Annotated in this window: 21 protein-coding genes; 16 read left to right on the top strand and 5 right to left on the bottom strand. The window is 59.7% G+C overall.

Annotated elements, in window-relative coordinates; translation table 11 throughout:
• From NMA52_RS01030 to NMA52_RS00960, 15 genes are all read left to right on the top strand, one after another.
• Positions 1-1,185 carry a hypothetical protein gene (locus tag NMA52_RS01030; protein ID WP_254825770.1) on the top strand — a complete coding sequence of 395 codons (1,185 nt, stop codon included), beginning with the start codon at positions 1-3 and terminating at the stop codon, positions 1,183-1,185.
• Positions 1,182-2,411: a glycosyltransferase family 4 protein gene (locus NMA52_RS01025; RefSeq protein WP_254825769.1), complete on the top strand. Its 1,230-nt coding sequence runs from the start codon at positions 1,182-1,184 to the stop codon at positions 2,409-2,411. The genes NMA52_RS01030 and NMA52_RS01025 overlap by 4 nt, the downstream gene beginning before the upstream one ends.
• Positions 2,412-2,417: 6 nt before the next feature.
• A complete protein-coding gene (locus tag NMA52_RS01020; protein ID WP_254825768.1) occupies positions 2,418-3,728 on the top strand; it encodes a hypothetical protein in 1,311 nt (436 codons plus the stop codon).
• Between the two features lie 4 nt (positions 3,729-3,732).
• Entirely contained in the window at positions 3,733-4,746 is a 1,014-nt protein-coding gene (locus NMA52_RS01015; RefSeq protein ID WP_254825767.1) for a glycosyltransferase family 1 protein, read from the top strand.
• Entirely contained in the window at positions 4,743-5,876 is a 1,134-nt protein-coding gene (locus NMA52_RS19020; RefSeq protein WP_254825766.1) for a glycosyltransferase, read from the top strand. Before NMA52_RS01015 ends, NMA52_RS19020 begins: the two co-directional genes overlap by 4 nt.
• The gene (locus NMA52_RS01005; RefSeq protein WP_254825765.1) at positions 5,873-6,802 is read left to right on the top strand and encodes a glycosyltransferase family 2 protein; all 930 of its coding nucleotides are present in this window, start codon (positions 5,873-5,875) and stop codon (positions 6,800-6,802) included. The genes NMA52_RS19020 and NMA52_RS01005 overlap by 4 nt, the downstream gene beginning before the upstream one ends.
• A gap of 2 nt (positions 6,803-6,804) precedes the next feature.
• Positions 6,805-7,413 (top strand): putative colanic acid biosynthesis acetyltransferase, encoded by a 609-nt coding sequence (locus tag NMA52_RS01000; RefSeq protein WP_254825764.1) that lies wholly within the window; start codon positions 6,805-6,807, stop codon positions 7,411-7,413.
• A gap of 99 nt (positions 7,414-7,512) precedes the next feature.
• Complete coding sequence (locus NMA52_RS00995; protein ID WP_254825763.1) at positions 7,513-8,766, top strand: WcaI family glycosyltransferase; 1,254 nt, start codon at positions 7,513-7,515, stop codon at positions 8,764-8,766.
• Positions 8,745-10,163 carry an exopolysaccharide biosynthesis polyprenyl glycosylphosphotransferase gene (locus tag NMA52_RS00990; RefSeq protein WP_254825762.1) on the top strand — a complete coding sequence of 473 codons (1,419 nt, stop codon included), beginning with the start codon at positions 8,745-8,747 and terminating at the stop codon, positions 10,161-10,163. Before NMA52_RS00995 ends, NMA52_RS00990 begins: the two co-directional genes overlap by 22 nt.
• A gap of 111 nt (positions 10,164-10,274) precedes the next feature.
• Positions 10,275-11,390, top strand: coding sequence for a GDP-mannose 4,6-dehydratase (gmd, locus tag NMA52_RS00985; protein ID WP_254825761.1), 1,116 nt, complete (start codon positions 10,275-10,277; stop codon positions 11,388-11,390).
• A gap of 359 nt (positions 11,391-11,749) precedes the next feature.
• Complete coding sequence (locus tag NMA52_RS00980; protein WP_254825760.1) at positions 11,750-13,375, top strand: DUF1800 family protein; 1,626 nt, start codon at positions 11,750-11,752, stop codon at positions 13,373-13,375.
• Between the two features lie 12 nt (positions 13,376-13,387).
• Positions 13,388-14,980, top strand: coding sequence for a DUF1501 domain-containing protein (locus NMA52_RS00975; RefSeq protein ID WP_254825759.1), 1,593 nt, complete (start codon positions 13,388-13,390; stop codon positions 14,978-14,980).
• Between the two features lie 124 nt (positions 14,981-15,104).
• On the top strand, positions 15,105-16,067 hold the full coding sequence (locus NMA52_RS00970) for a UDP-glucuronic acid decarboxylase family protein (RefSeq protein ID WP_254825758.1): 963 nt from the start codon (positions 15,105-15,107) through the stop codon (positions 16,065-16,067).
• Between the two features lie 101 nt (positions 16,068-16,168).
• Positions 16,169-17,485 carry a UDP-glucose/GDP-mannose dehydrogenase family protein gene (locus tag NMA52_RS00965; RefSeq protein WP_254825757.1) on the top strand — a complete coding sequence of 439 codons (1,317 nt, stop codon included), beginning with the start codon at positions 16,169-16,171 and terminating at the stop codon, positions 17,483-17,485.
• 18 nt (positions 17,486-17,503) lie between these two features.
• Complete coding sequence (locus tag NMA52_RS00960; protein ID WP_254825756.1) at positions 17,504-18,436, top strand: GDP-L-fucose synthase; 933 nt, start codon at positions 17,504-17,506, stop codon at positions 18,434-18,436.
• Positions 18,437-18,617: 181 nt separating this feature from the next.
• Here the strand turns inward: NMA52_RS00960 and sucD are convergent, their stop codons facing one another.
• The 4 genes from sucD to carA all read right to left on the bottom strand — a co-directional run bounded on the left by sucD (position 18,618) and on the right by carA (position 22,390).
• Positions 18,618-19,487 (bottom strand): succinate--CoA ligase subunit alpha, encoded by an 870-nt coding sequence (gene sucD, locus NMA52_RS00955; RefSeq protein WP_254825755.1) that lies wholly within the window; start codon positions 19,485-19,487, stop codon positions 18,618-18,620.
• 44 nt (positions 19,488-19,531) lie between these two features.
• A complete protein-coding gene (locus NMA52_RS00950) occupies positions 19,532-19,849 on the bottom strand; it encodes a septum formation initiator family protein (RefSeq protein WP_254825754.1) in 318 nt (105 codons plus the stop codon).
• 33 nt (positions 19,850-19,882) lie between these two features.
• Positions 19,883-21,166 carry a phosphopyruvate hydratase gene (gene eno, locus NMA52_RS00945; RefSeq protein ID WP_254825753.1) on the bottom strand — a complete coding sequence of 428 codons (1,284 nt, stop codon included), beginning with the start codon at positions 21,164-21,166 and terminating at the stop codon, positions 19,883-19,885.
• A 108-nt stretch (positions 21,167-21,274) separates the two neighbouring features.
• Positions 21,275-22,390 carry a glutamine-hydrolyzing carbamoyl-phosphate synthase small subunit gene (gene carA / locus NMA52_RS00940; RefSeq protein WP_254825752.1) on the bottom strand — a complete coding sequence of 372 codons (1,116 nt, stop codon included), beginning with the start codon at positions 22,388-22,390 and terminating at the stop codon, positions 21,275-21,277.
• A gap of 81 nt (positions 22,391-22,471) precedes the next feature.
• On the opposite strand from carA, the gene NMA52_RS00935 reads away from it, so the two are divergent.
• The gene (locus tag NMA52_RS00935) at positions 22,472-24,190 is read left to right on the top strand and encodes a GMC oxidoreductase (RefSeq protein WP_254825751.1); all 1,719 of its coding nucleotides are present in this window, start codon (positions 22,472-22,474) and stop codon (positions 24,188-24,190) included.
• A 7-nt stretch (positions 24,191-24,197) separates the two neighbouring features.
• Here the strand turns inward: NMA52_RS00935 and NMA52_RS00930 are convergent, their stop codons facing one another.
• Positions 24,198-25,991 (bottom strand): S8 family serine peptidase, encoded by a 1,794-nt coding sequence (locus NMA52_RS00930; protein WP_254825750.1) that lies wholly within the window; start codon positions 25,989-25,991, stop codon positions 24,198-24,200.
• Positions 25,992-26,104: the final 113 nt, after the last annotated feature.

Genomic DNA, 26,104 nt, shown 5'->3' with positions numbered 1-26,104 from the left:
ATGCGCAGTATCCTCTTTCTCTGCGGTTCCCTGGAGCCCGGTCAGGACGGTGTAGGCGACTACACGCGCCGGCTAGCGGCGGAATTGCAGCGGATCGAATACCGCGTCTTCCTCATCGCTACCCACGATAAGGTGGTGCCGACCGTCACTGCCGCCCGGCAGATGGAAAGCGGTATACAGATCGAAACCCTGCGGATCCCCTACGGTACGCCGACGAGCGACCGTACCGCCAAACTGCAGCAGGCTACCGACGCTTTTCATCCCGAATGGATCAGCCTGCAGTACGTCCCCCACGCCTTTAACCGCAAGGGTATTCCTGCTGACCTGCTGCTCTCCCTTTCGCGTCTGGACACGTCGGCCGAGCGCCACGTCATGTTTCACGAGTTGTGGGTAACCCCCCGCTCCCGGACGCACCTGAAGGATCAATTGCTGACCGGGCTGGAACGAATGGCCGTAAGTCTGTTGCTCGGGCCCGCCCTGCGTCCGGCCGTCGTGCACACCCACCTACCCGCTTATCACCACCGGCTCCAGCGTAAGGGAGCGCCCGTCCGCCCCCTCCCGCTCTTCGCCAATATCGGACGGACGGCGGAACCTCCGGCGGATCCGGAGATCACGGACCGGCCCTTCCGCGTCGCATTCTTCAGTCAACTGGCAACGCCGTCCCCGGTCACGGACTTCCTTTCCGCGCTGCAGACGCACCTCACGGACTCCGGCAGGCCACTGGAGATCCTGTTACTCGGCGGCGGCCGTAAGAAGGTCAGCGCGGCGGCGGCCATACTGAACGAGGCGCTACCTACGGCAAACGTCAAGCCCATCGGATTCCGGTCCGCCCACGAAATATCCGTCCAACTCAGCACCGCCGACCTGGGAATGACGCCCGTACTCCGCCACGAGATCGGGAAGAGCGGTACCGTCGCGGCATTTCTGACGCACCGGTTACCGGTCGCGGCTCCCTGCGTGTCGGACACCACGCCCAGCTTCTTTCGGGCCGAACTTAATCGCGCCGTTCTCTCCGATTTCAGTCCGGCCGCCCTGCAAGCAGCCCAACTCGCGGCGCGTGACCTGGATACGAATGTGATCTCCGTACCGCGCATTGCCCGGACGATGATCACGGACCTGGAGAACGCTACGGGCGGGCCCCGCCCCTCCGAACGGCAACTCCTGGACGCAACCCTCAGCAAATGATCACTTTCTCCCACCCAACCGGCAATGCCAACGTACGGGCGGCACTCACCGGACTCAACAAGGCCGGGCTACTGGGTCATTTCCACACCGCCATTGCCGCCTATCCGGGCAATACCTTCGCGTCGCTGAGCGCGATCGGCCCACTGGCGGATTTCGGACGCCGGACCTTCCCCGCCGAACTGGAGGATAAGACCCACCTGTATCCCTGGATGGAGCTCGGTCGACAGCTCGCCGCGAAGACCGGAATCAGTAGCCTGACCCGTCACGAAACCGGGCTCCTTTCCGTGGACGCCGTTTACCAGGGTATCGATCGCCGGGTAGCCGGCCGCCTGACCCGGGAGCGCCCCCGGGCGGTGTACGCTTACGAAGACGGCGCCGCGACCACCTTTGAGGAGGCCCGGGAGCTGGACATCCTGAATCTCTACGACCTGCCCATCGGCTACTGGCGGGCCGCCCGCCGGTTGCTCGGAGAAGTCGTGGAACAGCGCCCCGACTGGGCCATGACCATCAAGGGCATGCAGGACTCCCCCACCAAACTCGCCCGCAAGGACCGGGAGCTGGAACTGGCCGACCATATTTTCGTCGCCAGCAGCTTTACGGCTCAGACCCTGGCCGATTACCCCGGAAAGCTCGCCCCCGTGCACGTCATCCCCTACGGCTTCCCCCCCCCGGTCCGGGACCGTACATACCTGCCCGCTACGGGAAGAAAACTACGCCTGCTTTTTGTCGGGGGCCTTTCCCAGCGTAAGGGCTTAGCCGAGATGTTCGAAGCCGTCCGCCCCTTCGGCGATCGCGTCGCTCTGACCGTCGTCGGCCGGCTGCCCGGGGAGGACTGCCCCGCTCTCAACGAGGCGCTGGCGCACCACAAACACATCAGTAGTCTGCCGCATGCGGAGATTTTATCCCTCATGCGCGAGCACGACGTGCTCGTTTTCCCTTCCCACTTCGAGGGGTTCGGGCTCGTAATTACCGAAGCGATGTCCCAGGGTACTCCCGTGATCACGACCGAACGGACCGCCGGCCCCGATCTAATCGAGCACGATCGCGACGGATTTCTGGTACCGGCCGGCTCCACCGACGCGCTGGCCACGCAAATTGAAGAACTGCTCGCCCGCCCCGACAAGATCGAGCAGGCGGGCCGGGCGGCATCCGCCCGCGCCGCCCGGCGCCCCTGGTCGGTATACGGCAGTGAATTGGCCGCCGCCATTGATAAGATTCTTTCCTAGTTCCCCTTGTCCGCGCTTTCCTTCAGTCAGCCCTACGTTGCCCCGCTACCTCCCGTCGCGGCCGCCGACCGCTTCACGCGGCGGATGATCCACCTCTACGTGTTCCTCCTCATCTTCGAGGGGGCCATCCGGAAGTGGATCCTCCCCGGCCTGGCCACGCCCTTGCTGCTGGTCCGTGACCCCCTGGTGTTACTGATCATCGCATCGTACTGGCAGGCGGGCCGGCGTTTGATCAACATCTATACCCTGCCGCTTCTGGTGGCGGGCATTCTGTCGCTGCTCCTCACCCTGGCCTTCGCGCACGGCAACGTGGTCATCGCGGTGTTCGGCTTGCGTACGCTGGTGCTGCACTTCTTCCTCATCTTCATCATCGGGGAGGTCTTCGACCGCAAGGAGGTCGAACGGGTGGGCCGATACGTCGTCTACCTCCTGCCGCTCATCACGGTGCTGATCGGTCTGCAATTCTACAGCCCCCAGTCGGCCTGGGTCAACCGCGGCGTCGGTGGTGACGTGGAGGGGGCGGGCTTCAGCGGCGCGATGGGATATTTCCGCCCGTCGGGCACTTTCTCGTTCACCAATGGCCTTACGACCTTTTACGGACTAGCCGTTGCCTACGTCTTCTATTTCTGGGGGGAGCCTTCCCGCATCAACCGGCTGACACTTCTGGCCGGAACGGTAAGCGTGATCGCCGCCATTCCTTTGTCCATCAGCCGGGGTTACCTGTTTCAGGTCGGGCTCACCGTTTTCTTCTTCGTGGTGGCCAGTTTACGTAGTGGCCGCTCCATCCGTACCCTCCTCATTGCCCTCGTGGCCAGTCCGCTGCTGATCGCCATCCTGTCCAATTTCGGCTTCATTCAGACCGGCGTGGAAGTACTCACTACCCGTTTCGCGCTGGCGGCCAAGTCGGAAGGCGGACTGGAAGGCACCCTCGGAGAACGTTTTCTCGGGGGGCTGATCCAGGCCTTCTCTTCCGGAGATACGCCGTGGTACGGTCAGGGCCTGGGACTCGGGACCAACGTCGGCAGTACGATCCTCACCGGAGGCCGCACCTTCCTGGTCGCCGAAGGGGAGTGGAACCGGGTGGCGGGGGAAATGGGCCCCATACTGGGCATCATCGTTATTCTGCTGCGCATCGTGCTGGCGGGGCAGATGATGCTGGCGGGAATCGGCGCCCTCTTCCGCAACAACTCCCTTCCCTTCCTGCTGCTGAGCTTCGGCTTTTTGCAGGTGTTGCAGGGAGGGTGGAGTCAACCTACGGCGCTGGGTTTTTCGGTACTGTCCGGCGGGCTCATCATCGCTAGTTTCAATCGTCCGTAAGCGCATGCAGGTCCGGCTCTTCTACCGAAAACCCTACCCGACGGCCTTCAGCATCGAGCGGCTGTTCGACCAACTGACCGCCGTGTTCACCCGGCGGGGAGTCGACGTGAAGCGACTGGAGCTGCCGCACTACAATAACACGCCGACCAACGTGCGGCTCAACTTAGGCTGGGCGGGGACGCAGGAGCCGGCAAGTTCCGGTGAACAGCCGTCCGTCAACCACATTACCGGCGACGTAAACTCAATCGTCTTCCGGCTGCACCGACCGACGGTGATCACCATCCACGACTGTAACCCCCTACTCCGCTACCCCAAGTGGCACCCGCGCTACTGGTTCTACCGCTGGATGATCTTCGAATGGCCGGCCCGCCGGGCGGCGGCCGTGACCGTGATCAGCGAAAAGACCCGCCAGGAAGTACTGGCCCTGACCCGCTGCCCCGCCGACAAACTGCGGGTCATTCCCAATTTCGTTGACCCGGCCTTCACGCTGTCGCCGAAGGACTTTCGCGTCGACTATCCTACGATTCTCCAGATCGGAGTGAAGCCCAACAAAAATCTTCCCCGCCTGGCGGAGGCGCTGCGTGGGCTTCCCTGTCGGCTCGAGATCGTCGGGCAGCCCAGCCCCGCCGATATCCAGTTGCTGGAGGAATATCGTATTGACGCCCACTGGGCGACGGGCCTGAGCGACGAGGAAGTGCGGCAACGGTACGCTAATTGCGATCTGCTGGCGTTTGTGTCCACGTACGAAGGCTTCGGCCTGCCGATCCTCGAGGCGCAGATGACCGGTCGCCCCGTTGTGACCAGTCGCCTGTCTCCCCATCAGGAAGTGGCCGGTGACGGCGGAGCCGTGCTCGTCGACCCGTACGATCCGGCGGCCATCCGGCGGGGCATCGACCGCGTTATTGAAGACGAAGGGTACCGCCGGGATCTGATTCAGCGGGGACGCGAAAACGCCGCCCACTACCACATCGAGGCGATCGCCGATCAGTACCTCGCCCTTTACTCCAGCTTACTGTGAAAGATAAACTAACCATCCTCTTCCCGACCGGAAGTTTTTACCCGGCCCAGACCGGCGGACCGGACAATACCGTATACTGGATCACTAAGGCGCTGACCCGCCGGGGGCACCGGGCGGTGATCTCCACCACCGACGTCGGACAGGCGCTGCCCATGCCCCGGGGGCGCTGGCTCGACACGGATTACGGTTCGGTGGTCTACACCCGCAATCCGATCCACTACCTACCCCTGGGCGTGATCGCGCGGGCCATCGGTAAGCTGCGCAAGGCGGATATACTGCATCTGTCGATGATCAGTTATCCATCGTCCTTCCTGATGGCCATGATCAATTCCTGGTTCGTGGGCAAGCCCATGCTCTGGTCATCGCGCGGCGATCTGGATCCGCCCATGCTCCTGCGTTCCCGCAAAAAAAAGGCCGCGGTCATCTGGATGATCAACAAAATGGTCAACAAGAATTTACTCTGGTTCCACTCTACTTGTGACGCCGAGACCGAGTACATCCGCAACAATTTCGGGGCGGATGCCAAGATCATTCAGATTCCGAACTACATGGAATTGCCGGAGCCGATCGTGACTACCAAGGAGAAATACTTCCTCTACATCGGCCGCATCGACCCGAAAAAAGCCGTGGAAAACCTCATCGAGGCACTGGCGAAATCGGAGGCTTTCCTACGGGGAGAGTTCACCCTGAAGATCGTCGGAGACTACTACAACGACTACGGCTACGGCCTCGTCAAGCAGGTGGAGGAACTGGGACTGACCAACAAAATTCGCTTCCTCGGTCACCGCGACGGACGGGAAAAGGAAGAACTGCTGGCGGCCGCCTGGTTCACTTTCATGCCCTCGCATACTGAAAACTTCGGCATTGTAGTTATGGAGGGACTGGCCCAGGGGACCCCGGCGGTGGCTTCGACGGGAACGCCCTGGCAGGTGCTGGAAGAACACAAGGCGGGCTACTGGATCGATAATGATCCGGAGAGCCTTACGCGTATTATCGATCACATCCATACCCTATCCCCCCCCCAAATGAAGGAACTCAACAAGAATGCTCTCCGGTTGGCCCGGGAGAAATTTAGCATCCACGCCAACGTCGGCGAATGGGAAGCTGCCTACCAAAAAATGCTGTCATGAATAAACAGCTTACTATCGTTATCCTCACCTACAACGAGGAAGCAAATATCGAGCGTTGCCTCGACTCCCTGGCTACCGTGAAGGCGCCGATCTACGTCGTGGACTCCTACTCGAAGGACCGTACACTCGACATTCTCGAGCAGCGTGGTATTCCCTACGTACAGCACGTCTTCAAGAACTACGCCGCCCAGCGCAACTGGGCCCAGGAAAATCTTCCCAATCCGACGGAATGGGTGATGCACCTCGACGCCGGCGAGCGGCTGACCCCCGGTATGGCGCAGTGGATCAACGATTCCTTCGACCCGCAGCGGGCGCAAGTGGACGGCTATATGTTTGCCCGCCGGGCCATCTTCATGGACCGCTGGATCAAGCACGGGGGGTACCATCCCATCTACCACCTGCGCCTGTACCGGCGCCACCTGGGGCACTGCGAAAACAAGGTGTACGACCAGCACTTCGTAGTGGAGGGCTCCACGGCTAAGGCCGGAGACGGGGCTGACCTGGAAGACGGGGTGATGAGCAGTCTGCGCGATTTCACCGTTTCCCACGCCCGCTGGGCGGTATTCGAGGCCGTGGAGAGCATATTGGCCGAAACCGACACGGGGGAAGTACACGCCCGCCTGATGGGCAATCCCATCGAGCGGAAGCGCTGGCTTAAGAGCCGGGTGTTTCAGCGTTCCCCCCTATTCCTGCGCAGTTTCATGTACCTCTTTCACCGGTACATCATCAAGCTGGGCTTCCTGGACGGTAAGGAGGGGCTTATCTTCCATTTCCTGCAGGGATTCTGGTTCCGCTTCCTGGTCGACTCCACCATTTTTGAGATCAAACGGGAGATGAAACATCGCCCCCTCGAGGAAGTGGTCAAGGACAAGTACGACCTGGACGTAAACCTCTTTCTCAACCGGGAGCCCGCAACCGTCGTCTAAGCATGTCTCAGCGCACCTACCAACAGCTCGCTAAGTTCCGCATGCCGGAGGGCTTCCGGGGAAAGCCCGCCTGGATGGTGCAACTGTGGTGGATCACCGAAGCACTGCTGTTCCGACCCTCCCCCCAGTTCATGTACGGCTGGCGGCGGTGGCTGCTCCGCCGGTTCGGTGCCGCGGTAGGGGAAGGCGCGATCATCCGTCCGACGGTACGCACCCAGTTTCCCTGGAAGGTGTCCATCGGCGACCACGCCTGGATCGGTGACGACGTGGTCCTGTACAGTCTCGGGAACATTCGCATCGGAAACAATGCGGTTATTTCACAAAAGAGCTATCTTTGTACCGGTAGCCATGACGCGGAAAGCCCCGAATTCGCTATCTTCAGTCGCCCTATATATATAGCGGATGAATGTTGGATAGCCACTGATGTCTACATAGCTCCGGGGGTTACCGTTGGACGAGGGACCCTTGTTGGTGCCAGATCCTCCGTATTTAAGGACCTCCCACCGGGAAAGATCTGTATGGGATCGCCCGCGCGGGTGATCAAAGACCGAACTACACCCGAAGGTGAGTCCGCCCGATCTCAGGCAAATGGCTTAGATCAGGTGAGATAAGCACCGTGAAGTTCCGCCCCGTATGTGACTTCCCATTTTGCCCCAGCGTGTTTATAATGAACCTTATATAAGCCGGCAGTAACCGCCGGTCCTGCTATTGTGAAAATTTTGATTTACGGCATAAACTATGCCCCGGAACTGACCGGCATCGGTAAGTATACGGGCGAGATGGCTGCGCACTTTGCCGCCGCCGGTGATGAAGTGGAGGTAATCACCGCTCCGCCTTACTATCCGCAATGGAAAGTGATGGACGCTTACCGCGGGGGGTACCGGAAGGAGATGCTGGACGGCGTCCGCGTCCTGCGGTGCCCGCTCTACGTACCCAGCGAGGTCACCGGTGTGAAGCGCATCCTTCACGAATTCAGTTTCGTGCTCAGCTCACTGCGCTACTGGATTCCCCGGTACTTCCGTCGTTACGACGCGATCCTGTGCATCAGTCCGCCCTTCCACCTCGGATTCGTGGCACTGCCCCACTGGTGGATACACGGTACGCCGGTGATCAATCACATTCAGGATCTTCAGGTAGATGCCGCCCGCGACCTGGGCATCATCCGGCAGGAGGGTTTGCTGCGCTTTTTGGAAAAGGCCGAGCGCTGGTTACTCGGAAAGATGACGGCCGTGTCGACGATCAGTACCGGTATGGTACGAAAGATTGTTAAAAAAGGGCTAAATCAGGAAAATATCGTCCTTTTCCCGAACTGGGTGGACCAGAAAATCGTATACCCAGTATCACGAGAAGCATCCGCCAGGAGCGATTGGGGTTTTACTGACCAAGATCGCATCGTACTGTACGCAGGCAACCTGGGGGAGAAGCAAGGATTAGAAAATGTTTTACTCGTTGCGCAGCGTCTCCGTGATGTTCCGAATCTGACCTTCCTCATTATTGGCGAAGGTGGAGCGAAGTCGCGCCTTATGGCGATGGCCGAGGAACTAAACCTGGATAATGTCGTCTTCAAGCCACTCCAGCCCCTCAACCGGCTGGCGGCCTCGCTTGCGGCGGCGGACGTCCATCTCGTATTACAGAAAAAAGCGGCGGCCGACCTGGTAATGCCCTCCAAACTGACGAACATACTGGCCGTCGGAGGACATGCATTGGTTACGGCCGAAGCCGGAACTACCCTGCACGATGTCGTGCGGGAACACCACCTTGGAACAACCATTGAACCTGAAGACATAAACGCCCTAGAAAGGGGGCTCAGAGAAATTTTGAGCGGAGCGCGCGCGGCAGACTGCCGTGGTGCACGCATCTTTGCGGCTGAAAATTTAGATAAAGAGAATATTCTTTTTGGCTTTAGACGGATTCTGACACTAGACACTAAACAACACAATTCATGGAAATCTCATCCCAGTTAAACGCGTCCTCGCATACGAGGGTGCTGCGGGCGACTCCGCACCGTTATGACCTTATCGCTACGGATTTTATACTGATCAACCTCTCCTTTTTCCTGGCGAGTCTGATCACTTATGGCGTCTTTGATTACGACAGCGTGATCAACGGGCGCAACCTCGCCCTGGTCGTGTTCGTCAATATCGCATGGGGCTGGCTCTGCGTTTACTTTGACGCTTACCGATGGTACGAGCGGGTAAGAATGGAGCAACAACTCTCCAAGGTCTTCAAGATCCTGATCTTCCTGCTGTCTTTCACCTCCCTGTTTTACTACAACGTGCTGCAGGAGGCCCCGTACACCCCCTTCATTCTACTGGCTCACGGTCTGGCCCTGATACTGGTCTCCACCGGACGAGTGTTCCACCGCCTGCGGGAGGAGAGTCCGTTCGAGAAGTTTCGCTACGTGATTGTCGGAGGAAAGGCCGAGAACCTACAGCAGCTCTTCAAGGCCTTTGACTACTGCTTTCCGGGCAGCGCGGAATTCGTCGGCCGGTTCGGCAACACTCCCCACGCTAACGTATCCAACATCGGTAAGTACGAGGAACTGAAGTCGTACCTACTCAGCCGGCCCAACATCGACAAGCTGATCTTCTTTCACAGCGACCTTTCCCTCAAGGAAGAGCGCGAGATCATGCGCATCTGTGAAACCCAGTTCATCGACGTCGAGGTAGCTCCCCGGGAGACTACCCTCTTCCCCCGCACGTACAAGTGCCAGCAGTTGGGCGACCTGTCCATGCTGACGCTCAAGGAGGAACCGCTGATGGCCCTGCGCAACAAGTTCATCAAGCGCACCTTCGACATCATCGTCAGTTCCCTGGTGATTCTGTTCATCTTTCCTATCCTGATGCCGATCGTAGCCATCGCCATCTACCGCGAGGATCCCGGTCCCATCTTCTTCCGTCAGGAACGGACCGGTTACCGCAATAATGTGTTCCGGATGTGGAAGTTCCGCTCCATGCGCATCAACGAGCGCGCCAACGAAAAGCAGGCTACCCGCGGCGACGATCGGATCACCAAGGTCGGGGCATTCCTCCGGCGGACCAGTCTGGACGAGTTTCCGCAGTTCATCAACGTATTCCTGGGTCAGATGTCGGTAGTAGGCCCTCGCCCCCACATGGTCAAGCATACGGAGGAGTACGCCCGCATCATCGACACCTTCATGATCCGGCATAAGGTAAAGCCGGGTGTGACGGGCCTGGCCCAGATCAACGGTTACCGCGGACCGACCGACGAGGTTTGGAAAATGGAAAAGCGCGTCGAGTACGATGTGTGGTACCTGGAGAACTGGAGCTTGCTGATGGACATTCGCTGCGTAGTAATGACCGTCTACAACGCAATTAAGGGCGAAGAAAACGCGCTATAAGGTAAACATCTACACATTGAGGGTGACCTCACGAGGGGGTGTCGGAGTCGGAGCTATTTGGCCCCTCCGCTCCCCCTTTCTTTTCACACTTACCCTTCATAACCAAAAAATATGTCAAAGAAGGCCATTATAACCGGCGTAACCGGTCAGGACGGCGCCTACCTAACCGAGCTGTTGCTCAGCAAGGGTTACGAGGTGCACGGCATCAAGCGCCGCGCCTCCCAGTTCAATACTGACCGCATCGATCACCTATACCAGGACCCCCATGTTTCGGAGCGGAACCTGATCCTTCACTACGGCGACCTTACCGACTCTACGAATTTGGTTCGCATCGTCCAGGAAGTACAGCCCGACGAGATCTACAACCTGGCGGCCATGAGCCACGTCAAGGTGAGCTTCGACATGCCGGAATACGCCGCCGACGCCGACGGCATCGGCACCACCCGCCTGCTGGAGGCCATCCGGCTGTTGGGACTCACGGAGAAGACCAAATTTTACCAGGCCTCCACGTCGGAACTTTACGGACTGGTGCAGGAGGTACCCCAGTCGGAGACGACCCCCTTCTATCCCCGTTCCCCCTACGCCGTCGCTAAGCTGTACGCCTACTGGATTACGGTAAATTATCGGGAAGCCTACGGCATGTTTGCCTGCAACGGCATCCTGTTTAACCACGAAAGCCCGCTCCGGGGAGAAACCTTCGTGACGCGCAAGATCACGCGGGCCGTGGCCAAGATTTCCCTCGGCCTACAGGACGAACTGTTTCTCGGCAACCTCGACGCCCAGCGCGACTGGGGTCACGCCAAGGACTACGTAGAGGGTATGTGGCGAATTCTGCAGCACGATGAACCGGATGACTTCGTGCTCGCTACCGGCATTACGACCCGCGTGCGCGACTTCGTACGGATGTCCTTCCGGGAAGTTGGAGTCGAACTGGAGTTCCGGGGGGAAGGTGTCGACGAAGTAGGCATCATCTCCGAGGTACACAACGACGACTTTCCGCTGGCGGTCGGCACCAAAGTGGTATCCGTTGACCCGCGCTACTTCCGCCCCACCGAAGTGGAATTGTTGCTCGGCGATCCGACCAAAGCGCAGGAGAAGCTCAACTGGAAGCACACTTACGACCTGGCCGCCATGTGTTCCGAAATGGTACGTGCTGACGTCACGCTGTTCCGTCGCGACCAGCTGCTGAAGCGGGAAGGGTTTGAAGTGCGCAATCAGTACGAATAATCAGGAAAGAGCCTCCCGACCGTGAATATTTTTGTCAGCTACAAAATAAATTCTTTGGTCGGGAGGTTTATATATTCGACGGCCGATTACCGGCTGCCTTCCAGCGATAGCGACCGTTTTGGGTCTGTATTGCCGGAAATCATCCGGGATGAAAGCCGGATTTGGGGCGGATTCGCTCCCGTTTTTGATGTACGATTTGGTTTTTAGACACGGTCCTTGTAATTTTGGGCCGCCGGGAGAAATCCTGGGTATGACACGCCTTCTAACGGTATTCCAATTTGCAAAGCTCTCAAGATTAGTTCCAACGACGCAAGTCGCGGGGGCCTCACCTGATTGTTTTACATTTAAATACCGAAGATTTGTCTAAACAGTCCACGCAGCAGACTACTGCTGCTTCTCCGATCTCTCCCTATACTGGGGAATGGGATCTCGAAAAAGCTGCTCACCTTCTCCGCCGTACGGTTTTAGGTCCTTCGCTCAAAGAGATTAAAACAGCTCAGAAAGCCGGTCTCAAGGCTACGCTGGACCTCCTGCTGAAGGAAGCCCCGATTCCCTCCCCCCCGGTCAAATACCGGAACGATTACGACGAGTACATTCAACTGGGACAGACCTGGGTGAATTCCAGCTATCGTGGCGATAACCGCTACCGCGGCCAGTCCCTTAAGGGATGGTACTACAATAACATGATGCGGGTCGACCAGACCAACATTCAGGAAAGAATGTGCTTTTTCTGGTTGAACTACTTCGCCATCTCGGGTCCCATCACCGACCACCGGGCGATGTACCGCCAGCTGCGTCTGTACCAGGAAATGGCCGTGGGTAACTTCCGCACCATGATCCAGCGGATCACGGTCGAGCCCCGCATGTTGTTCTGCCTCGACGGGCACACCAACGACAGCAAGAACCCCAACGAGAACTACGCCCGTGAGCTCATGGAGCTTTTCACCCTGGGCAAGGGCGAGCAGGTGGCGGAAGGCGATTACACCAACTACACCGAACAGGACGTAGCGGCACTGGCCCGCGCCCTCACCGGATGGCGCAACAAGGACTTCCTCTACAGCGACGATAATATCCCGGTGGAGAGCTACTTCGACAGCGCTACCCACGACACCGGCGACAAGCAACTGAGTCACCGCCTCGGCAACAAGGTGATCCGCAACGGCGGCTCCAACGAGTACAAGCAGGTCATCGACATCCTGTTCAGTTACAAGGCCACCGCTCTGAACTTCTGTAAGCGGCTGTACCGTTACTTCGTCTACTACGAGATTGATTCCGACGTACTGGCCCACGTCATCCACCCACTGGCCGATACCCTGATCTCCAATAATTTCGAGATCAAGCCGGTACTGTACCAGTTGCTCGGTTCGCAGCACTTCTACGAGAAGTCTACCCGCGGGGCCATCATCAAGAACCCTCACGACTACCTGTGCAGCCTGCTGCGCCCCCTCGGAGAGTTCTGGCACGAAACCAAGACCCTCAATCTGCAGCGTCGGTACGAACTGGGCGATCAGTATGCCAATTACTGTTCCGAACTGCAACTTGAATTTCTGGAGCCCCCCACCATCTCCGGTTGGAAGGCGTACTACGACTCCCCGCAGTATTACCGTCACTGGTTGAGCCCCGCCCTCATGCAGTCGCGCGACAAGATCGCCATAGACAACCTGCTGGATGAGGACTACCACATCAAGGGTGACCGGATCGACCTCAACTACTACGGATACATCACGTCCCTGACCGACCCTTACGATCTTAATAAGGTGGTCGACGAGACGATCCTCGTCTTCCTGCCCCGCCCGATCTCCACTTCTCAGCGAAACCTGCTGATCAACAAGATCACCCGGGGTGCCGACATCAGTGAGTGGAAATGGCAGGTGACCAAGTACATTCAAAATCCTGGGGTAGACACCTATGCGCGTCCCGTAGACGACCGGCTGCGCGACTTCTTTAAAACGCTCGTTGGCTTTGCCGAATTCCAACTCCAATAAACCCTGACTCCCATGAAACGTAGAAATTTCCTACAGACGGCGGCAGCCTTCAGCATTCCCGCACTCGTCCCCATCACCGGTATCAGGGCCAGTTCCTCGCGCTTCACTTCCATGATCGCGCCGGAATCCGACCGCATCCTGGTGATCGTCCACCTCTTCGGAGGCAACGACGGCCTCAATACCGTCATCCCCCTCGACCAGTACTCCGGCCTCAGCGCGGTGCGTAAGAGCATCATGATCGAGGAGAAGAAGACGGTAAAGCTGAACGATACTCTCGCACTTCACCCACAAATGGGCGACATGCGGAATCTCTTTACCGACGGCCGCCTCGGCATCATCCAGAGCGTCGGCTATCCCAACCAGAACCGGAGCCACTTCCGTTCGACCGACATCTACACCAGTGGATCCGCCGCGGACGAGTTCGTCACCTCCGGCTGGATGGGCCGCTACCTCGATACTCAGTACGCCGGCTACCCGGTGGGCTACCCCAGCTCGGACAAGCCCCACCCCCCGGCCGTTTCCATCGGCGACGTTGCCCACCCCACCTGCGAGGGACCGGAGATCAACTTCAGCCAGACCGTACTCGACCCCGATAACGTCCGCACGCTGGCCATGTCGAACAGCCTGATGTCCGACGACAAGTACGGCGACGAGCTGGCCTTCATCCGCACCACCATGCGGCAGACGAACAGCTACAACGACGTAATCAAGGAAGCCGCCGACCGTGGCCGCAACGCCGTGACCTACCGGTACCGGGATGAGAATCTCTACCCCAAGAACTCCACGAACCCGCTGGGTGAGCAGCTCAAGAAGGTTGCCCGCATGATCAGCGGCGGATTGCAGTCGAAGGTGTACACCGTCTACATGAACGGCTTCGACACCCACGCCGGTCAGGTATTCGAGAGCAACACCGCCACGGGTACCCACGCCCAACTCCTCAGCGACGTCAGCCGTGCCATTAGCGATTTTCAGAACGATCTGAAGGCCCAGGGGCTGGAAGAGCGCGTACTGGGACTGACCTTCAGCGAGTTCGGTCGCCGGATCCGCCCCAACGCCAGCTTCGGTACCGATCACGGTTCGGCCGGCCCGATGTTCCTCTTCGGCAGCTGTATCAACAACCCCGTAACCGGGGATAACGTCCAGATCAACAAGGACGTTTCCCAAAGCGACGGCGTACCCATGCAGTTCGATTTCCGGGACGTGTACGGATCGATCCTCGTAGACTGGTTCAACGTGCGCACCACCCAGGTGAAGAGCCTGCTGTACGACGACTTCAAGTACCTGCCCCTGACCAACAAGTGTAACGAGCAGGCCTCGGCGGATACCGATGAGTCGACGGAAGACGGATGGACGATCGGCCAGCCCTATCCGGGTTCGGACCCCCGGGACATCCTCATCGCCGTCGACAGCCCGGGCAGCAACCGCCTGCGGTACTCCCTCTTCGACGGTCGCGGTCGCCTGGTACTCGCCAACGAGATCGGAGTCGACGGCAAGGGCGACCACAAGCTCTTCACCCGTCCGAGCCGCTTACCCTCGGGAACTTACGTGTTACGCCTGGCTACTGATTCCGGCGCCGCACTGACGCGTGAGGTGTCATTCAACTAGGCTACGGCGAAAAACAAAACGGTACTTAACAAATAATACACTCGACTATTTAATGGTTACCAGGGGGGTCTAAGACCTCCCTGGTTTTCCTTTTCCGCCCCCCACTATTTACAACCCCAGTTACATGAAAAAGGTATTGATCACCGGCGCGGCCGGCTTTTTGGGTTCTCACCTATCCGATCGCTTTATCGCGGAAGGTTTCCACGTCATTGGTATGGACAACCTGATCACCGGTTCGATGGACAACATTGCCCACCTGATGCCCCGGAAGGAATTCGAATTTTACTACCACGACGTCAGTAAATTCGTACACGTTCCCGGGGAGCTGGACTACATCCTTCACTTCGCCAGCCCGGCAAGCCCGATCGATTACCTCAAAATGCCCATCCAGACGCTGAAGGTCGGCAGTCTCGGCACCCACAACCTCCTCGGTTTGGCCAAGGCCAAGAACGCCCGGATGCTGATCGCCTCCACCAGCGAGGTCTACGGCGACCCCCTCGAGCACCCGCAGCAGGAGAACTACTGGGGCAACGTGAACCCCGTCGGCCCGCGGGGCGTGTACGACGAGGCCAAGCGTTTCCAGGAAGCCATGACGATGGCCTACCACACCTTCCACGGCGTGGAAACGCGTATCGTCCGCATCTTCAATACCTACGGTCCCCGTATGCGCCTCAACGACGGCCGCGTACTGCCCGCCTTCTTCAGCCAGGCGATCCGCGGCCAGGGCCTCACCGTCTTCGGCGACGGTAGCCAAACGCGTTCCTTCTGCTACGTCGATGACCTGGTAGAGGGGATCTACCGCCTGCTGATGAGTGACTACGCCCAACCGGTCAACATCGGCAACCAGGATGAAACGACCATCATGCAGTTCGCCGAGGAGATCCTCGAACTCGTCGGGAACCCCGACGCCCACCTCGACCGTCGTCCGCTGCCCGTGGACGATCCTAAGGTGCGGCAGCCCGACATTACCCGTGCCCGCGAGATTCTGGGCTGGTCTCCCCGGGTGAGCCGGGAGGAAGGACTCCGGCGCACCCTCCCCTACTTCCGGGAAGCCGTGGCCCGGGCGGACGCCGAAAACAACAAATAACCCTTAATAACCATTCGGGCGGGTACCCACGGGCATGGCTTTTGATGAGCTACGTTGCTCCCGCGGACCCGCCGCTAACCCCTTTTCAAAAACCCCACACTATGAAAATTGCAGTAGTTGGAACCGGATACGTCGGACTCGTAACCGGAACATGCTTCGCCGAAACCGGCAACGAAGTGATTTGCGTCGATATCGACGCGAACAAAGTAGAGAAAATGAAGCAGGGCCAGGTGCCCATCTACGAACCCGACCTGGACGTGCTCTTCGAGCGCAATCAGCGGCAGGGACGCCTCAAGTTTACCACCGATCTGAAGGAAGCCGTCGATGCTTCCGACATCATCTTCCTGGCCCTGCCCACTCCTCCGGGAGAGGACGGATCGGCCGATCTGCGCTACATCCTCGGCGTCGCCCAGGACCTCTCCAAGATCATCACGAAGTATACCATCGTGATCGATAAGAGTACCGTACCCGTGGGCACGGCGGAGAAGGTGCACGCCGCCCTCGCCGAGAACCTCGACGAGAGCCTGTTCGACGTGGTCTCCAACCCGGAGTTCCTGCGGGAAGGTGTAGCGGTCGACGACTTTCTCAAACCCGACCGCGTCGTTATCGGCACCGACAGCAAGAAGGCCGAAGAGAAGATGCGCCGGCTGTACGAACCCTTCGTACGCTCGGGCAACCCCATCATCTTCATGGACCTGCGTTCGGCCGAGATGACGAAGTACGCCGCCAACTCTTACCTGGCTACGCGGATCTCCTTCATGAACGAGATCGCCAACCTCTGCGAGAAGGCCGGCGCCGACGTCGACGCGGTCCGCAAGGGCATGGGCAGCGATACGCGCATCGGTAAGCGCTTCCTGTTCCCCGGTGTCGGCTACGGCGGTTCCTGCTTCCCCAAGGACGTGCAGGCGCTCGCGCACACGGCCGGCCAGCACGACTACGACTTCCGCATCCTCAACGCGGTCATGAGCGTCAATACCAAGCAACGCTTCCGCATCGCCGACAAGCTGGAGGCGCACTTCGGGGAAGACCTCAAGGGTAAGACCATCGCGCTCTGGGGACTGGCCTTCAAACCCAACACGGACGATATCCGGGAAGCTCCGGCCCTCTACACCATCGACCGGCTCCTGGAGGCGGGCGCGCAGGTGCGAGCATTCGATCCGGAAGCCACCGAGCACGTGCGCAAGCTGTACGGGGACAAGGTGACCTTCTGCGAAGACCAGTACGAAGCCCTCGAGGGCGCCGACGCTCTGGCCATCGTGACGGAGTGGAGCGTGTTCCGCACGCCCGACTTCGAAAAGATGAAGAGCCTACTGAACGCTCCCATCATCTTCGACGGCCGTAACCTCTACGACCTGGAGCGGATGCAGGAGGCCGGCTTCCACTACGACAGCATCGGTCGCCAACCCGTGGTCAGCTAGCCGTTAAAGCAAAATTACATGACCCCAACCGATAAAATCTACGTCGCGGGCCACCGCGGTATGGTGGGCTCGGCCATTGCCCGCAAACTGCGCGCCGATGGCTACGATAACCTGATTACCCGCACGAGCAGCGAACTCGACCTGCGCGACCAACGCGCGGTGAACGAATTTTTCGCCGCCGAACAGCCGGACTACGTGTTCCTGGCCGCCGCGAAGGTGGGGGGGATCCTGGCGAATAACGTCTACCGCGGGCAGTTCCTCTACGACAACCTCATGATCGAGGCCAACGTGATCGAGGCCGCCCGGGTGCACGGAGTGAAGAAGCTGCAGTTTCTCGGCTCCTCCTGCATCTACCCGAAACTGGCCCCCCAACCCCTCACGGAAGACGCTCTGCTCACCGGCCCGCTCGAACCTACCAACGAACCTTACGCGATCGCTAAGATCACGGGGATCAAACTATGCGATGCCTACCGGGCACAGTACGGTTGCGATTTCATCTCCGTGATGCCGACGAACCTGTACGGACCGAACGACAACTACGACCTGGAAACCAGCCACGTGCTGCCCGCCCTGATCCGGAAATTCCACGAAGCCAAGCGGGAGAACCGCCCGGAGGTGGTGATGTGGGGAACCGGCTCCCCGAAACGGGAGTTCCTCCACGCCGATGACCTGGCCGCCGCCTGCGTTTATCTCATGCACCACTTCAGTGACTACGGCTTCGTAAACGTCGGCACCGGGGAGGACCTGAGTATTCTCGAGCTGGCCCAGACCATCAGGGAGGTGGTCGGGTACCAGGGGGAGATTACCCACGACCGCTCCAAGCCCGACGGTACGCCGCGGAAGCTGATGAACGTCGATAAGCTGCACGCCATGGGCTGGAAGCACTCGATCGAACTCCGGGAGGGGATTGAACGGGTGTACGCCGAGCTGGGAGGGAAGGACTGGTACTAGAACCGGACTTACCGTACATGCGAAGGGCGCCGAGATGATCTCGGCGCCCTTTTTTTGTCGCGGTCGGAAACCGCATTATACTGGCGCGGTCAGAGACCGCATCGTACAGCGCGGTCAGAAACCGCATTGTACAGCGCGGTCGGAACCCGCATTGTACAGCGCGGTTGGAAACCGCATCGTACTAGCGGAGAGCCTTGACCATCGTGCTGCCGATGTCCGCGGGGCTCTTGACCACGTGAATGCCGCACTCCTCCATGATCTTCATCTTGGCCTCGGCGGTGTCTTCGTGGCCGCCGACGATGGCGCCGGCGTGGCCCATGGTACGTCCCTTGGGAGCGGTTTGCCCGGCGATGAATCCAACTACCGGTTTGGTTCCGTGTTCCTTGATGTAGCGGGCGGCGTCGGCCTCCATCGTGCCGCCGATCTCACCGATCATGATGATGCCCTCGGTGTCGGGGTCGTTCATCAGCAGTTCGACGGCGTCCTTGGTCGTGGTGCCGATGATGGGGTCACCGCCGATACCGATGCAGGTGCTCTGGCCCATGCCGGCCTTGGTTACCTGATCCACGGCTTCGTAGGTCAGGGTACCGGAGCGACTCACGATACCGATCTTACCGGGGGTGTGAATGAAGCCGGGCATGATGCCGCACTTGGCCTGTCCGGGAGTGATCACGCCGGGGCAGTTGGGCCCGATCAGGCGGGTTTCGTAGTCGTTGATGTAGGAGCGTACCTTCACCATATCCTGTACGGGGATGCCCTCCGTGATGCAGATGATCACCTTGATGCCGGCCGCGGCCGCCTCCATGATGGCGTCCGCCGCGAAGGGGGGCGGGACGAAAATGACCGACACGTCCGCTCCGGCTTCCCGGACGGCGTCGGCGACGGTATTAAATACGGGCCGGTCAAGGTGGGTCTGTCCTCCCTTTCCGGGCGTAACGCCGCCAACGACGTTGGTGCCGTATTCGATCATCTGCTCGGCGTGGAAGCTACCTTCCTTACCGGTGATGCCCTGTACAATTACGTTAGAATCTTTAGTGACTAAAACTGCCATCTTATTTATTGTGGGTTTAGGCCCCGCCGGTTACCGGAAGCACCTTATTTATCTACAATGATGAATACGTCCTCATCGTCCTGCTGCATGTAGTAGTTCTCACGGGCGAAGCGCTCGCGATTCTGCTCCATATCCAGCTTTTCGGCCTCCGCTTCCGCCGTCAGCTTGTCGTACCGCTTCAGATCCGCCTCCAGCCTGTTCACGGTGGAATTTAGCCGAAACTGGGTACCCACGTCGTGTCGGTCGAAAAAGAGCATCAACACGGTGAAGCACACGAGGGTGACGAAGTAGCGGTTCCGCAGATAAGCGGGCACTTTCATCCACAACTCGGTAACGGGGTTGGTTCTTTTGCGGGTGGCCATGGTGGTGAAGATAGGGTTAAGTATAGTAGTCTACTACTTAACCAACTGCCGCCCCGGAAAGTATGCCGTCTCCGCCAGTTCCTCCTCGATACGGAGCAGCTGGTTATACTTGGCGATCCGGTCGGACCGGCTAGCGGAACCGGTCTTGATCTGCCCGGTATTCAGAGCTACGGCCAGGTCGGCGATGGTCGTATCCTCCGTTTCCCCGCTCCGGTGGCTCATCACGCTCGTGTAACCGGCGAGCTGGGCCATGCTGACGGCGTTGATGGTCTCGGTGAGCGAGCCGATCTGGTTGACCTTGATAAGAATACTGTTGGCACTCTTCTCCTTGATTCCGCGGCTCAGCCGCTCGGTATTGGTCACGAAAAGGTCGTCTCCGACGAGCTGGCACCGGTCGCCGATGCTGGCGTTCAGGGCGGCCCAGGCGGACCAGTCGTCCTCGTCCAGCCCGTCCTCGATGCTGAAAATGGGGTACTTATCCACCCATCCCTTCCAGTAATCGACCATGGCGGCGCTTTCGATCTTGCGGCCGTCGGACTTGTGGAAGTGGTACACCCCTTCCTTGCTGTCGTAAAATTCGGAAGCCGCGGCGTCCATGGCGATCATGATGTCGTCGCCGGGCTTGTAGCCGGCTGATTCGATGGCACGCAGCACGATTTCGATAGCCTCCTCGTTGCTCTTGATGTTCGGGGCGAACCCACCCTCGTCACCGACATTGGTGCTGTACCCCTTGCTCTGAAGTACTTTTTTCAGGTGGTGGAAGGTTTCCACGCCCATCCGCAGGGATTCGCTGAAGGTATCGGCGCCGAGGGGCATGATCATGAATTCCTGGAAGTCGATGCTGTTGTCCGCGTGGCTGCCGCCGTTGAGGATGTTCATCATCGGCACCGGCATGGTGTGGGCGTTCACCCCGCCGATGTAGCGGTACAGCGGCTGGTTCAGTTCCAGGGCGGCGGCCTTGGCGGCGGCCAGACTTACGCCCAGGATCGCGTTGGCGCCCAGTTTACTCTTGTTGGGCGTACCGTCCAGATCGATCATCGACTCATCGATGTAACGTTGGTCGGTGACGTCAACTCCCAGGAGCTCCTCGGCAATCTTTTCTTCGACGTTGGCAATGGCCTTCTGGACGCCCTTTCCCAGGTATACGTTCTTGTCGTCATCCCGCAGTTCTACGGCCTCGTACTTTCCGGTACTGGCTCCACTGGGTACGGCGGCGCGACCGACGATCCCCTCGGCGGTAACTACTTCTACTTCTACGGTTGGGTTGCCGCGGCTGTCCAGAATCTGGCGGGCACGGATGTCAAGGATACTACTCATAGTCGGATGTTAATGGCGCGCAAGATATTGCGACTTTACTAAAGGAGGTACTGGGCGGGAACGCGGGAGCGGGGGCGGACCGGCGAAGAGCCGGCGGGGTCTGGTAACCTACCCGGCGCTTTCCTGCTGCCGTTCCTTGATCAGGTCCACGAACTGATCGAACAGGTAGGCCGCGTCGTGGGGGCCGGGGCTGGCCTCCGGATGGTACTGCACGCTGAAGGCGGATTTTCCGCGGACGCGGATGCCTTCGATGGTGTCGTCGTTCAGGTTGCGGTGGGTCACCTCCACGATATCGAGATTCTGCTCGATGGCCTCCGGACTCACGCCGAAACCGTGGTTCTGGCTGGTGATTTCGCTCTTGCCCGTAATCAGGTTAAAGACCGGATGATTGATACCGCGGTGTCCGTTGTGCATCTTGTAAGTGGGGATACCGACGGCGCGGGCCAGGATCTGATGTCCCAGACAAATGCCGAACATGGGTTTATCCTCGGCCAGCATGGCCTGGGCGGTGTCCACAGCGTAATCCATGGCTCCCGGATCGCCGGGCCCGTTACTGATGAACAGGCCATCGGCGCCGAATTCGCGGATTTCCTCGATCGACGTACGGGCCGGGAAGACCTTCACGAAACAATCACGGCTCAGAAAATTCCGCAGGATGTTCTTCTTGGTTCCCAGATCCAGCACGGCCACCTTGATCGGAGCGTTGGGGTCGCCCAGGGTGTAGGCTTCCTTCGTGGTGACGTGGCTACTGAGCTCCAAGCCTTCCATATTCGGCGCGGCGTCGAGTTGCCGGCGCAGATCGTCGAGATCGAAATTGTCGCTGGAGATGATGGCGTTCATCGCTCCCTTATCCCGAATGTGGCGCACGATGGCCCGGGTATCGACGTCGCTGATGCCGACTACCCCTTCCCGTTCGAAGTAGTCCTGGATCGACGACTGGGCCTGCTGCCGGCTGTACGGAATGGTAAAGTTCTTGCAGATGAGGCCGGCGATCTTCACGGTATCCGACTCGATCTCGGTGTCGCTGATTCCGTAGTTTCCGATGTGGGCGTTGGTGGCCACCAGGATCTGACCGTAATAACTGGGGTCGGTGAAGATCTCCTGGTACCCCGTCATTCCGGTATTGAAACAGATTTCCCCGATGGTGGTACCGATCTTTCCCGCTGCCTTTCCGTGGTAGGTGGTCCCGTCGGCTAATAGCAGAATTGCACGTTGTTCACTCATAATTTATCGGCCGGTTAATATATTGGTCGCAAAGATAGTTAACGGGGGCCGACCGGGGGCAAAGGTCATAACTTGCATTTCGTGAAAGGAAAAGAAAACAACACCTACGACGCTATCGTCGTCGGCACCGGCATCAGCGGGGGCTGGGCCGCTATGGAATTATGCCGGGCCGGACTGAAGACTCTCGTACTCGAACGCGGCCGCCCGGTCGAACACGGCGACTACCCCACCGCGAACCTCGACCCCTGGGATCTACCCTACCGCGATCAGGTGCCCGCCGCCGAAAAGGAGGCCCACTACGAAAAGCTGCGGCGCAAGGACTACGTGCTGCGGCAGAGCAGTAAGGACTTTTTCGTCAAGGACGACGAGTATCCCTACACCGAAAAGCGCCGCTTCGACTGGATCCGCGGCTACCAGACCGGTGGGCGTAGCCTCATGTGGGGCCGGCAGTGTTACCGACTCAGCGATCTCGACTTTAGTGCCAACGCCCGCGAGGGAATCGCCATCGACTGGCCCATTCGCTACGCCGAACTCAAGCCCTGGTACGATAAGGCCAGCACCTTCGTCGGAGTGAGCGGCCGCCCGGAGAACCTCGCCCAGCTGCCCGATGGCCCCTTTCTGCCCGAAATGCCCTTCAACTGCATCGAAACCCAGTTCCAGGATCGGGTACGGGAACGCTTTCCCGACCGACGCGTCACCCCGGGGCGGGCGGCTCACCTGACTGCTTACGACCCGGACGTGCACCTGGGCACCCGCGGCAACTGCGTCTACCGCAACCGTTGCATCCGCGGCTGCCCCTACGGCGGATATTTCGCCAGCAACTCGAGCACCATTCCCGTAGCCCGTGCTACCGGCAATATGACCCTGCTGAACCACGCCGCCGTGCGCGAGGTGATCTACGATGCCGACGCCGGCAGGGCCTCCGGCGTGCGGGTCAAGCATACGGACACCGGTGAGGAAATCGAGTACTTCAGCCGGGGCGTGGTCTTCCTCAACGCCTCTACCCTCAACACCGCCGCTATTCTGCTCGCCAGTAAGTCGGACGCGCAACCCAACGGACTAGGCAACGACAACGATCAGGTGGGGCGCAACATCATGGATCATCACCACCGCATCGGTGCGTCGGGCTCCTTCGAGGGTCACCGCGATCAGATCGATAAGGGCCGTAAACCCAACGGCTTTTACATTCCCCGCTTCGTCAACCTCGGCACCTCCGATACCGAAAAGGACTACCTGCGCGGATTCGGTTATCAGGGAGGTGCAAGCCGCGACGGCTGGTGGAGCCTCGTCCGGGAAGCCGACCTGGCCCTCGGAGCCGACCTCAAACAACGACTCCTCGAACCGGGCGGCTGGAGCGTCGGCATGACCGGCTTCGGCGAATGCCTGTCGAACCCCGACAACCGGGTAACGCTCAACGAAGACCTGCTCGACAAGGACGGCCTGCCCACCCTTACCATGGACGTTGCCTTCGGCGAAAACGAAGCGAGTATGCGCGACGACATGGCCAACTGCGCCGCGGAAATGCTGGAAGCCGCGGGTGCACGCAACATTCAGACTTTCCGTCAGGAAGCACACCCGGGCTTCTCGATCCACGAGATGGGGGCCGCCCGTATGGGGAACGATCCCCGGACCAGCGTTCTGAACCGCCACAACCAGGTCTGGAACTGCAAAAACCTCTACGTCACCGACGGAGCGGCCATGGTTAGCGCGGCATGCGTCAACCCCAGCCTAACCTACATGGCCCTGACCGCCCGCGCCGTAGACCACGCGGTGGGAGAGCTTAACCGGCGCAACATATAGCCGCCCGCTATCCCACCACCCCACTCCGCTCCACGGGTAGGTACGCCCCCCCGGTCACCGCCGAGGCCAGGGCGGGTGCCCGCTCGTATAGTTGGGTAAAGTCCGCCAGGGTAGCTCCCGGGTTTTCCGCCAGAAACTGGGCCAGGGTGGCCGTCACGATGGGTGCGGAAATGGAGGTACCGAGCGGAAAAGTGGTGTCCGGAGAATTGAACTCCGGAACCCGGGTGGTTTGGTAGGCGGCAACCGTGACGTGGCGGGCACCGAAGTTCGAGAAGTCCCGCAGCTGCACCGTGCTCCGGTCCGGTTTGCCCAGGTGGTGAAACGAGGCCGTCGTGATCATATGTTTCGGGTAGCGGGGAGCGAAAGCAGCGGGCCACTGGGGCGTCTGGTCGATATTCGTCTGGTCGTTTCCGGCGGAAGTAACCAGGTAACACCCCTGCTTCACGGCCGCTTCCAGCGCGCACTGAAGGGCCGGTGGCGCCTTCGGAGCGTACATCCCCCAGCTCATATTGATGATAGTGCTCTTTACGGTAGCCGCCTCGTAGATAGCTACCAACGCGCCGAAATAGGAAGAGATAGCTTCCGTCCCGAAGATTTTGAAGTGTACCAGCTTGAGGGGCGCGGCCGCCCGGTAACCACCGATGATCGCTCCCGCGACGTAGGTCCCGTGGGGGGCCTCATCTTGCGGATCGGAGTCCTTATGAATGAAGTCGTAACCCAGGCCGCCCGTCTTGACGAATTCCGATTCCAACGGTTGATCGTAGCGACTCGGCTGCCAGTGACCCTGATTGTGGGTGGAGTAATCCACTCCGCCGTCAATCACCGCCACGACGATCGGTGGCTCCCCGTCGTCAAATTTGGTCTGCGGACGGAAGTCGTCATCCTCTCCCCCCAGCGGGTCCCGGGTATTTTTCCTCACCTTTCCGTTCCGCTCGGTGGGCGCATTCGCGTTTCGCGCATTAACGATGTAGTCGGGTTCGGCCGTGGCATCTACGGTGTTCTTCTCCGGCCGGATGCGCGCCGTAGCCCCTCCGGTCGTGTCGGGATCGAGTCCCGGAGGCACGCCGAGCACCACCACGCTGCCCAGGGGGCCGAAGTAGGCCTCCGCTTCGCCCAGTCCCGTCTTGCTCGCCCACTTGCGCAGGTAATCTCCGTCCGCTTCGCAACTGCTGAGTACAATGCGTTGGAAGGATTTGCGGTCATGACTGAAGGAGAGCTCCGCCCCGGGGTCGTCCGCACCTCCCCCGGCCAGCTTCCGGTACCGAATGCCGGGCTGCGGGGGCGGCTCCCGCTCGTAAACGGCCAGGGCGACGAAGTCCGCGGGATCGAATTTTCCCTCCGGGTTATCCGCCAGACTGAAGCGTACGATGTACTCCGCGAAGCTTTCCCGCCCGGGGCTCACCGCGACTTTCTTTACGACCCCACCAATGCCGATACACTCCGTCAGTGGTTTGATCTTTTCCCCCGCACGGCCGTACACCCGCAGCTGTAGCACGGCGGGCGAGCCGTTGTATACGTGGAGCGTGAAACTATCGGCCGTAAAGCCGGACAGTCGCGCCATGCGGTAGTTACCCTCCGAGCTACAGTCATCATCCAGCTTCGGCAGCTCGGGGTCCCGGTAATGAACGGCTTCCCCCAGCCGATCGAAACGCAGGAGGTCGGGCGTGGGCTTATCGGGATCACTGGGGCGTAATCGTGCCGATTGCCGGGGGCTTTCCTTGGACCGCCGGCGGGTTAGCCACAGCCCGGCGGCAAGCAGACCGGCGCCAAGCCAGCGAAGAGAATGTTTGGGTGGTTTCATAGCTGAGAACAATTGATGGGGGGTGAAGCCACTTTTACGGTGGATATTCGGGGCCACGCCGCTTGATCCGGCAAGCCGGGCACCCGTTACTAAACTAGTCCTCTTTTCCCTTC

This window comes from Lewinella sp. JB7, assembly GCF_024297185.1.
In the GTDB taxonomy this organism is placed as follows: Bacteria; Bacteroidota; Bacteroidia; order Chitinophagales; family Saprospiraceae; genus Neolewinella.
This window is presented reverse-complemented; position numbering and strand designations above follow the sequence as displayed.